The following is an 8,922-nucleotide window of genomic DNA, read 5'->3' as shown; positions in this document are numbered from 1 at the left end:
TCGAGGGCGCCCCCCGTCGGCGGCGACGAGGCCGGCCCCGCCGCGCAGCAGCCGGAGCCCGGCGACGTCGGCCCGCTGCGGTCCGCTGGTTCATCCTCCATGACTGGCTCCTGTCGTCGTGGTCATGTCGGTGCTTCCGCCCGCTCCGGTGGCAGCCCGTTCACCATCCTGTTTCCCGCCGGACCTCCCCTACCCCCACGGGGATGTGCGGTCATGTCGCGCTATCGGCAAAGCACGACCACCCTCGTTCCGCGACCGCTCTCAGCCCTCCGCCCGCCGGTGATGTCACCCGCCCAGGTCCTGGCGTCGCAGGACTTCGCCTGGCGGGCACGCGCTTCGACCGCCAGGCGAGGGAGACGGACGCGGCATGGTGATCGACCGTGCTCTTCGCCCGGTTCACCCCGCCGTAACGAAGGCCCTCACCGCGCTGCGGTTGCTCCGATGGGCGATCGGGACAAGGGCGTCGAGATCCTTGAGATCGCGCCCTTCACGATCCGCGGTGCCCTGCTCTCATCCGGTCTCTCTGTGCACGAGCAGCAGGAACGTCCGAGCGTAGGACAGGCATTCGGCCGGCCGGGGCCAGTCCAGACCGGCCAGCACCTCCGAGGCCGCCTCATGGCGGACGCCGTCGACCCGGATCTCGGCGGCCTCGGTGTCCTCGCCGCCGCCGAAGAACGCCTTGACGCCGATCAGGTGGTCGCGGTCGAACGTGTCTCCCAGTACCGGGGCCAGGTGGGACAGGAGCGGGTTGTCCACCGCCCAGTCCTGGACGGCGAGGGAGTCGTCGCCCGTGCCCCAGCCGGTGACGCCGCCGTGGATGGCATGCCAGCCGGGGAACCCGTCGGGTGCGTCGGGGGCGAAGTGGCAGGCGAAGGAGCCGTCCTGGATGAGGAGTTCGAGGAGGGCGCTGCCGGTGGTGCCCAGCCAGAACCGGATCGCGCGGTCCACCGCCTCCTCGGGGGTGGCGCCGTACCCCGCGACGCAGTCGCTGATCATGGTGTCCTCGGGCCGGTCGACGTTGAGGACGAAATCGAGATCGAGGTGGCCGGGGTTGCCGGTGTGATCCTCGCCGAGGACGACGGCGGCCGAGCCGGGTCCTCTGACCATGTCGTCCGTGACGCGCCAGGACCTGCCCGTGGCATCGGACAACTGCCGGGCGACCATGCCCAGCACCATCTCGTCCGGCAGCCGGTCACCGTCCATGACGACTCTTCCCTCGCGTTTCACCGTGATCGTTGCAGAGCAGACCGTACCGTACGGCAGGCAGCCGCCACCGTCGCATCGGATCCGTCCGATCCAGTTCATGATCGCCCGTTCGGGTGACTCCAAGACGGTCCGGGAGGTTCCGATCCCGCCGGAGCCGGTGGCCATGCTGCGAGCGCACATCGACCGGTTCGCGCCGGGACCCTTCGCCGTGCATGGATCGATCACCTTTCATAGAGGCGGTGGTACCACCATCCGTTGAAGGCTCCCGGCCACCGGCATGGTCGAGGGTCGGGGAGAGTGCGGCGGTAGAACTCCTCGTCCAGTCTCGTCACGAGTCGTGAGAGCTCCGCCCTGGCGGAGTGCCGGAGACGCCGCAGAGCGTATTCCAGGGTGTCGCGGGCCTCTATCGGATCGCAGCAGGGGCAGTCGGGTTCGGGTAGGTAGAGGTAGCGGCCGGGCCGGCGGAGGAACCGTCGATACTCGACGAAGGCCGCCGTGACGGATCCGGGTCCTAGATAGCGGTTCTGGAGTTCGATGCGGGCGATGGCCGCACTGGTCCGGCTGGACAGGCCAGGAATCCTGGAAGCCGGGCGGTACCTTCGGCGGTCCGCCCACGGGTGTACGCGCAGGGCGCCGGGCCGTCTACGCGGCATCGGCCTTTCTGATCGTCATGGTCTAGATGGTGCCATACCGGAATGTCGCGGACCATCCTGTTGCGTGCCCCGCAGGATTCGAACCTGCGGCCGTCGGATTAGAAGGCGGTTGCCCGGTGCGGTGATCAGGGTTTCCGTATGCCGGTTGGTGGTGTTTCATCCGCACTCCGCCCGGATCCGGTGACGGGTCGTAGCGGGCATCGACGGCGCGTTCCGGGACATGCGAGCACGCCGCGAGCATGCGTGATCGGGACCACCGGCATTTCGGATCCGCCGGTGTCGCCGTGGTCCACCGCGTCGACGGTCGCTTCCACTGACGGCGTCGAGAGCGAAGAGGCCGAAGCCCGATCGCGTCATACCCAGGTCTGACGCGAAAGAGCAGGCTACGGTCCGACGCCCCGGACGAGACCCTCGCGGGAGGGTCGTGGACATGACATCCGACTTTCCCGGCCGCTGGGCCGGTGGCGCGACCATGATGGTGGCACCGCTGCTCCTCCTGGCAGGCGCCCTGCTACGCGTGCCGTACGACTTCTTCTATCCCGCCCAGCTCGCCGCGCACGAGAGCGAGCCCGCGCTGCTGACCGCCTCCTACGCCTTGATCGCGGTCGGCACGCTCCTGCTCTGGCCGGCCGTGGCGCTGCTCGCCGCCGGGATCGGCTCGGGGTGGGGGCTGGTGGGCGGGCTTCTCACCACGTCGGGGCTGTTCGCCCGGGTCTTCCACGCGGGAGTCGACCACATGGCGTTCCGGCTGACCGACGTCGTGGGCGCGGACACCGCCACGGAGGTGGTGTCCGAGACGTACGGCGCCTTCCAGCCGCTTTCGTTCCTGAACGTCGCCATCCTGGCGGGTTGGCCGGTCCTGGCGTTCGGTGCCTGGCGTGCCCACGTGCTCGGTCCGGTCCGTGCGCTGGCCCTGGCATCGGCGGCGGCACTGCCGCTCGGCGTGCTGAAGGGCACCACACCGCTCTCTCTGGTGGCCCTGACCGGGCTCGCGATCGCATTCGTCCCGTACGGCTTCACCGTGCTGAACGCCCGCCCGCGACCGAGCAGGGCAGCCGTGCTGCGGTGGGCACCCATTACGCTGGCCGCGGTCGGGCTGATGGTCGTACTGGGACAGGCGGGATGACGTGGAACGATACGGCCGGCACGTGAAGCGGCTGCCGTACGTCGTCGATCTGATGGCAGCCGTCGCCGTGACCGCGATCTACCTGGAATTCGCGCGTACGCCCGCCACGGACGGCCTGCCCGCCTACAGCGGTCCGGCGTGGCAGGCCTGGGTCGTCGCGGCGGCGGCCGGGCTGCCCATCGCGGTGCGCCGCCGCTGGCCGCTGCCGGTCCTCGGCGTCGTGCTCGCCGCCCTCGCCAGCGCGTCGATCCTCGACCTGACGCGCGAGCCGTACATCCCGGCAGGGCTGGCCGCCTACCTGGTGGGGCTCGCGGAACCCGCGCGCCGTTCCGTGCCCGCCCTGGCCGTCGTGCTCCCGGTGGCGGCGGCAGGGGTCTACCTCGGAGAGGCGGTGATCACCCCGTCGGGCGGCGTACAGGACGCGGCCGGACTGGTCGCCCTGGTGCTGGTGGTGATCGGCGGCGCGTGGGCGGCCGGGTTCGCCGTCCGCTTCCGCCGGGCGGAAAGCCATAGGAAGGCCGGGCACGCGCTGGTGGCCGAGCGCCTGCGCATCGCGCGCGAGATGCACGACATCGTCTCGCACAACCTCAGCCTCATCGCCGTCAAGGCGGGTGTCGCGGCGCATGTGGCAGCGGACGACCCGCAGGAAGCCGTCACGGCACTCAAGGTCATCGAGGAGACCAGCAGGTCGGCGCTGACGGAGATGCGTCGCGCACTCGGCGTCCTGCGCACCGACGGCGCGCCGATGGGACCGGCGCCCGGTACCGGAGGACTGGACGGGCTCGCGGAGGAGGCGCGCCGGGCGGGGATCGAGGTCGTTCTGGAGGTGCGTGGCCTGTCGGGCCTCAGCGAGGGAACGCAGTTGACGGTCTACCGGATCGTGCAGGAGGCGCTCACGAACGTCGTCAAGCACGCCGCCCCGACCTGCTGCGGTGTCACCGTGACGGCCCGAGGCGGGAGCGTCGCCATCGACGTCGTCGACGACGGGCCCGGCGGTCCGCGCCGCAGGCTGCCGGGCGGGCATGGCCTGCTGGGTATGCGGGAGCGGGCCCTCATGCACGGTGGAACCTTCACCGCGGGCCCGCGTGAGGGGGGCGGCTTCGCGGTGTCCGTACGGCTTCCGCTGGAGGGGGAGGGCAGCCCGTGAACAGCGTCCGCGTTCTGATCGCCGACGATCAGGCCATGGTGCGCGGCAGCTTCCGCGTCCTCGTCGACCACACACCGGGCCTCCAGGCCGTGGGCGAGGCGGCCACCGGCGCCGAGGCCGTCGAACTGGCCCGCGCGCACAAACCGGACGTCGTCCTGATGGACATCCGGATGCCCGATGTGGACGGCATCGAAGCCACGCGCCGCATCTGCGGCGATCCTGCGACGGCAGGCGTCCGCGTGCTCATCTTGACCACGTTCGACCTCGACGACTACGTCTACGCGGCTCTTCGGGCGGGAGCCGCGGGTTTCCTGCTCAAGGACACCCCTCCGGCGGAGGTGCTCAACGCCATCCGTGTGGTCGCCGGCGGGGACGCGCTGCTCGCGCCCTCGGTCACCCGACGGCTCATCGCGGAGTTCACCGGCCGCCCGCGACCGGGGCGTCCGCCGGCCACGAGCCTCGACGGCCTCACCGCCCGCGAGCGGGAAGTGCTCACGCTGATCGCCCACGGCTTGTCCAACGCCGAGCTGGCCGCGCGCCTGCAGTTGAGCATGGCCACGGTCAAGACGCACATCGGCCGGCTGCTGGCCAAACTCCAGGCACGCGACCGCGCGCAGCTCGTGATCGTCGCCTACGAGACCGGCCTCGTCTGATATTTCGGGGGATTGACAGTTCGACCTGGAGAGCGGTCTTCCCTCTTCGATGGTCAAGGCCAAGGACGTGCGCACCTGGTATGCCTGCCTTCGCAGTGGCCTACGTCCACGCCGGTGGCCCCACGCGGCGGCCAAGACCAGGGAAGGCATGACGGACACGCTCGCCAACATCACCCCGGTCCTGATGAGGGACTTGCCCGGCCGCCTCGACGACGAGACGATCCGGCGGGCGCTGCGTGAGTTCTCCTTCCTGCCGCAGGAGCGCCGACCGGAGCCCTCGCCGGAGATCGCTCGTGCGGTGCGATGGCTGGAGACGGCCTCACTGCCCCTGAGCGCGTTGGAGGAGGCCAAGCACACCCGGGCCGCTGGAGGCCTTGGCGCTGCTCCTGGACGGCACGGCGGCGGCCACCTCGACCTACCGGCGCAAGCGGGCGGTCTTCCACCACGTGCTGGAGTACGCGGTGGAGCGGGAGGAGCTTCCGGCGAACCCGTTGCACCGGGTCAAGCTCCGTAGGGTCAAGTCCACGGGAGAGATCGACCGGTGCTCGGTGGTCAATCCGGTCCAGGCGCGGGAGCTGCTGACGGCGGTGACCTACGTCGGCCGTTCACGCGGGCCGATGCTGACGGCGATGTTCGCGTGCATGTACTTCGGCGGTCTGCGGCCGGCCGAGGCGGCGGGACTGCGGGCCAAGGACTGCCACCTTCCCGCGTCCGGCTGGGGCCTGCTCACGTTGGAGAAGACCAAGCCGCAGAGCAACAAGCGGTTCACCGACTCGGGGGAGACGCACGATGATCGCGGGCTCAAGCACCGGGGCCGTAAGACGGTCCGGAATGTTCCGATCCCGCCGGAGCTGGTGGCCATGCTGCGGGAGCACATCGACCGGTTCGGCGTCGGGCCGGATGACCGGCTCTTCCGCACCCGCACGGGCGGCCTGATCTCCGGTTCCGCCTACGCCAAGGTCTGGAAGGAGGCGCGGACCTACGCCTTCACGCCCGAGCAGGTCGCCTCGCCGCTGGCGGCCCGGCCGTACGATCTGCGGCATGCGGCGGTGTCGCTGTGGTTGAACGCCGGAGTACACGCCCCGGAGGCGGCTGAGAGAGCAGGGCATGGGGTGGATGTGATGCTCAAGGTCTACGCCAAGTGCATCGACGGCCAGCGCGAGGCGGCCAACCAGCGGATAGAGGGAGCACTCACGGCGTGAACGGCCTGGCGCGAGATACTGCCGGGGTGGAACTCTCCGCCGACCTTCGGAGCCGTCTCGCGGAGTTGAGGGGCGACCTTCTCCACGAGCGGCCTCTACAGGGAACCGTTCCGGACGCCGGATGGCTGGCCTGTGATCTCCTGGAAGGGGGCCTCGACACGCCTGCGGTTCAGGAGCTGGCTGGACAGACGCTCTCCATCGGGCCGATGTCCGAGGTGGAGCCGCTGGTCCGCCAAGTGCTGACCGAGGCCGGCTTCCCGCCGATCGACGTCCGGCGTGATCCGTGGGCGGTCGCCCGCGACGTGGCCCAGGGCATCGCGGAGGGCTCCCTGCCGCTCCCGCAGGGGGCAGACTTCCTCATCGTCGAGTCGATGAGCGCATGCGGACACCCGGAGGAGATCACGGAGCTCATGCTTCTCATCGATGACTGGGAGGCGCTGCGTGGGGAGCCGCCGACCGATGAGGAGCTTCGTGACCGGGCTGCCAGGATCGTGGAAGTCGCGGACACACATCTCGACGGCGAGGCCGGTGGTGCGGCATAGAGGAGTCCGCGGCGTGGCGGCCAGGGTTGGGCATGGGGGGTCCCGGAGTACACCGGGGCCCTTCGTCGTGTCCGGGCGTGGAGCGGCACAGGAGTGTGCAAAATCCTGTGGTCTACCTGGGCGAACGGGGCCGCGGGCATTCCGTGTATGTTCCGCGACCGGTGGCATACGGCTGCATCCGGCTACCTGCGGCGGCAGGGGAGAGGCGGAGTGATCACATGCAAAAGACCAGGTCAGACAGCACATGACCTGGTCTCGGTTGCGCGCCCTGCAGGATTCGAACCTGCGACCGTCGGATTAGAAGTCCGGTGCTCTATCCAGCTGAGCTAAGGGCGCTCCTGCCTAATTGTGCATGATCCGGCGAGTGCCCATGCATCGGTTTTCCCACCGTGTCAGGAAGATCACTCCGGGAGAGGGTCGGAGTGCCGTCCCGGCGGGGGAGCGGAGACCGAGAAATGCGAGGTCGAACCGGGCGGGAGGGGATGAGTCAGGCGATGTCCGGGGTGTCGAGGAGTCTTTCCCGCGGACGGGTACCGGTCCGGCCGAAACGGGCCCGACCACCGGACGGGTCGGTCTAGGCTCGATTGCCATGTTCGTCACCACGTCCAACGAGGAGATCCCTCTGCTGGGCGGCGATGTGACGGAGGGCGTGGTGCGCGTCGGGGAGACCGTGCGCAGGCCCACCCGGCCGTCCACGCCGTCCGTGCACGCGCTGCTCCGGCACCTGGAGGCCGCCGGTTTCGACGGGCGCCCCGGGTGGTGGGCCTCGACGAGCGGGGACGGGAGATTCTCACCTACCTCGACGGCGAGTCCGGAGTCCGGCCGCTGCCGCCGTACGCGGTCACCGACGAGGCACTGGCGGCCCTGGCCGGGCTGCTGCGGCGCTTCCACGACGCCGCCGAGACCTTCCTGCCGCCCCGCGACGCGGTCTGGGAGGACGGCTCCAACGACGACCGGACCCCCGAACTGGTCGGCCACTGCGACGTCAACCTCGACAACGTGCTCTTCCGGGACGGCCTGCCGTACGCGTTCATCGACTTCGACCTGGCCCGGCCCACCACCCGGCTGTTCGACGTCGTGACCACGCTGCGCCACTGGGCGCCCCTGGCGGACCCCGTCGATCTGGACCCGGCCCAGCGAGATCTGGCGGTCGGCCCCCGCCTGCGCCTGTTCTGCGACGCGTACGGCCTGCCGCCCCGCGACCGCAGGCGCCTCCTCGACCTCGCCCGCCTCCGCTTCAGCCGCTCCTACGTCATCATGCGCACCAGGGCCGCCGCGGGCGGCGGCTGGGCCCGCATGTGGGCCGAGGGCGCGGGGACGCGCATCCGCAGGGCCGGGGCATGGCTCGACACGCACCAGGATGAGCTTCATGCCCATCTCGTCTAAGAAGACCGCATCCGCCTCCGGGAAGACCGCATCCGTTGGATCCGCGAGAGCGGGCGCACGAGCCCACGCCCTCGGGATGCTCGCCGGCGTCGTGCTCGACGCGATCTTCGCCGACCCGCGCCGCGGACACCCGGTCGCGCTGTTCGGCACGGCCGCCGCGGCGCTGGAGAAGAGGACGTACGGCGACGCCCGGGCCGCCGGCGTCGTCCACGTCGCCCTCTGCGTCGGCTCCGTGGCGCTGCTCGGCGCGGCCGCGTCCCGGGTGCGCCATCCCCTGGCGCGGGGCGCCGTGAGCGCCGTGGCGACCTGGTCGGTGCTGGGCGGGACCACGCTGGGGCGCGAGGGCGCGGCCATGGCGTCCTTCCTGGAGGCCGGTGACCTCGCCGGGGCCCGGGGAAGGCTCTCGCACCTGTGCGGGCGCGACCCCTCCCGCCTGGAGCCGCCCGAGCTGGCCCGGGCCACGGTCGAGTCGATCGCCGAGAACACCTCCGACGCCGTGGTCGCGCCGCTGCTGTGGGGGGCGGTGGCGGGGGTCCCCGGGCTGCTCGTCTACCGCGCGGTCAACACCCTGGACGCCATGGTCGGCCATCGCAACGCCCGCTACGAGCGCTTCGGCTGGGCCGCCGCCCGGCTCGACGACGTGGCCAACGCCGTACCGGCCCGGATCACCGGGGTGCTCGCGGCTCTCGGCGCCCCGCTGGTGAGCGGTTCGGCCGGGCGGGCGCTGGCCGTACTCCGCCGGGACGGCCACCGCCATCCGAGCCCGAACTCGGGCCGGTGCGAGGCGGCGTTCGCCGGTGCGCTCGACGTCACGCTCGGCGGCGCGAACGTCTACGGCGACCGCGTCGAGCACCGGCCGGAGATGGGCGACGGGCCGAAACCGTCGGTCCCGGACATCCGCCGCTCGGTACGGCTGGCGCGCGCGGTAGGGTTCGCCGCTGCGGGACTCGCCGTCCTCGCCGCACTGCGCGGCTGACCGCCGCGCGGACGACCGCCGGGCGTCCGGC

The 8,922-nt window shown here is 71.1% G+C and carries 8 protein-coding genes and 1 tRNA gene; 7 read left to right on the top strand and 2 right to left on the bottom strand.

The window, feature by feature from the left end; genetic code table 11:
• Window positions 1-510: 510 nt before the first annotated feature.
• Window positions 511-1,305: a DUF6348 family protein gene (locus ACWJ6R_RS23870; RefSeq protein WP_449064372.1), complete on the bottom strand. Its 795-nt coding sequence runs from the start codon at window positions 1,303-1,305 to the stop codon at window positions 511-513.
• Between the two features lie 984 nt (window positions 1,306-2,289).
• Here ACWJ6R_RS23870 and ACWJ6R_RS23865 point away from each other — a divergent pair.
• The 5 genes from ACWJ6R_RS23865 (at window position 2,290) to ACWJ6R_RS23845 (ending at window position 6,529) form a co-directional block, all read left to right on the top strand.
• On the top strand, window positions 2,290-2,985 hold the full coding sequence (locus tag ACWJ6R_RS23865) for a hypothetical protein (RefSeq protein WP_449064371.1): 696 nt from the start codon (window positions 2,290-2,292) through the stop codon (window positions 2,983-2,985).
• A gap of 1 nt (window position 2,986) precedes the next feature.
• Window positions 2,987-4,132, top strand: coding sequence for a sensor histidine kinase (locus ACWJ6R_RS23860; RefSeq protein ID WP_449064370.1), 1,146 nt, complete (start codon window positions 2,987-2,989; stop codon window positions 4,130-4,132).
• Window positions 4,129-4,785, top strand: a complete 657-nt coding sequence (locus tag ACWJ6R_RS23855; protein ID WP_449064369.1) for a response regulator — start codon at window positions 4,129-4,131, stop codon at window positions 4,783-4,785. Before ACWJ6R_RS23860 ends, ACWJ6R_RS23855 begins: the two co-directional genes overlap by 4 nt.
• Before the next feature lie 374 nt (window positions 4,786-5,159).
• Complete coding sequence (locus ACWJ6R_RS23850; RefSeq protein WP_449064368.1) at window positions 5,160-5,987, top strand: tyrosine-type recombinase/integrase; 828 nt, start codon at window positions 5,160-5,162, stop codon at window positions 5,985-5,987.
• Between the two features lie 26 nt (window positions 5,988-6,013).
• Window positions 6,014-6,529, top strand: a complete 516-nt coding sequence (locus ACWJ6R_RS23845) for a hypothetical protein (RefSeq protein ID WP_449064367.1) — start codon at window positions 6,014-6,016, stop codon at window positions 6,527-6,529.
• A 262-nt stretch (window positions 6,530-6,791) separates the two neighbouring features.
• Here ACWJ6R_RS23845 and ACWJ6R_RS23840 read toward each other — a convergent pair.
• Window positions 6,792-6,865: transfer RNA gene (locus ACWJ6R_RS23840), tRNA-Arg, on the bottom strand.
• 420 nt (window positions 6,866-7,285) lie between these two features.
• Here ACWJ6R_RS23840 and ACWJ6R_RS23835 point away from each other — a divergent pair.
• Both ACWJ6R_RS23835 and ACWJ6R_RS23830 read left to right on the top strand, forming a co-directional pair.
• A complete protein-coding gene (locus ACWJ6R_RS23835; RefSeq protein ID WP_449064366.1) occupies window positions 7,286-7,915 on the top strand; it encodes a phosphotransferase in 630 nt (209 codons plus the stop codon).
• Window positions 7,890-8,891, top strand: a complete 1,002-nt coding sequence (locus ACWJ6R_RS23830; RefSeq protein ID WP_449064365.1) for a cobalamin biosynthesis protein — start codon at window positions 7,890-7,892, stop codon at window positions 8,889-8,891. Before ACWJ6R_RS23835 ends, ACWJ6R_RS23830 begins: the two co-directional genes overlap by 26 nt.
• Window positions 8,892-8,922 lie beyond the last annotated feature (31 nt).

The organism is Planomonospora algeriensis, from assembly GCF_977012225.1.
This window is presented reverse-complemented; position numbering and strand designations above follow the sequence as displayed.

What these genes read in the sequence shown, in the direction of transcription:
- ACWJ6R_RS23870 (WP_449064372.1), bottom strand. Translation starts at nt 1,305, where the DNA reads ATGAACTGGATCGGACGGATCCGATGCGACGGTGGCGGCTGCCTGCCG.
- ACWJ6R_RS23830 (WP_449064365.1), top strand. Translation starts at nt 7,890, where the DNA reads ATGAGCTTCATGCCCATCTCGTCTAAGAAGACCGCATCCGCCTCCGGG.
- ACWJ6R_RS23865 (WP_449064371.1), top strand. Translation starts at nt 2,290, where the DNA reads ATGACATCCGACTTTCCCGGCCGCTGGGCCGGTGGCGCGACCATGATG.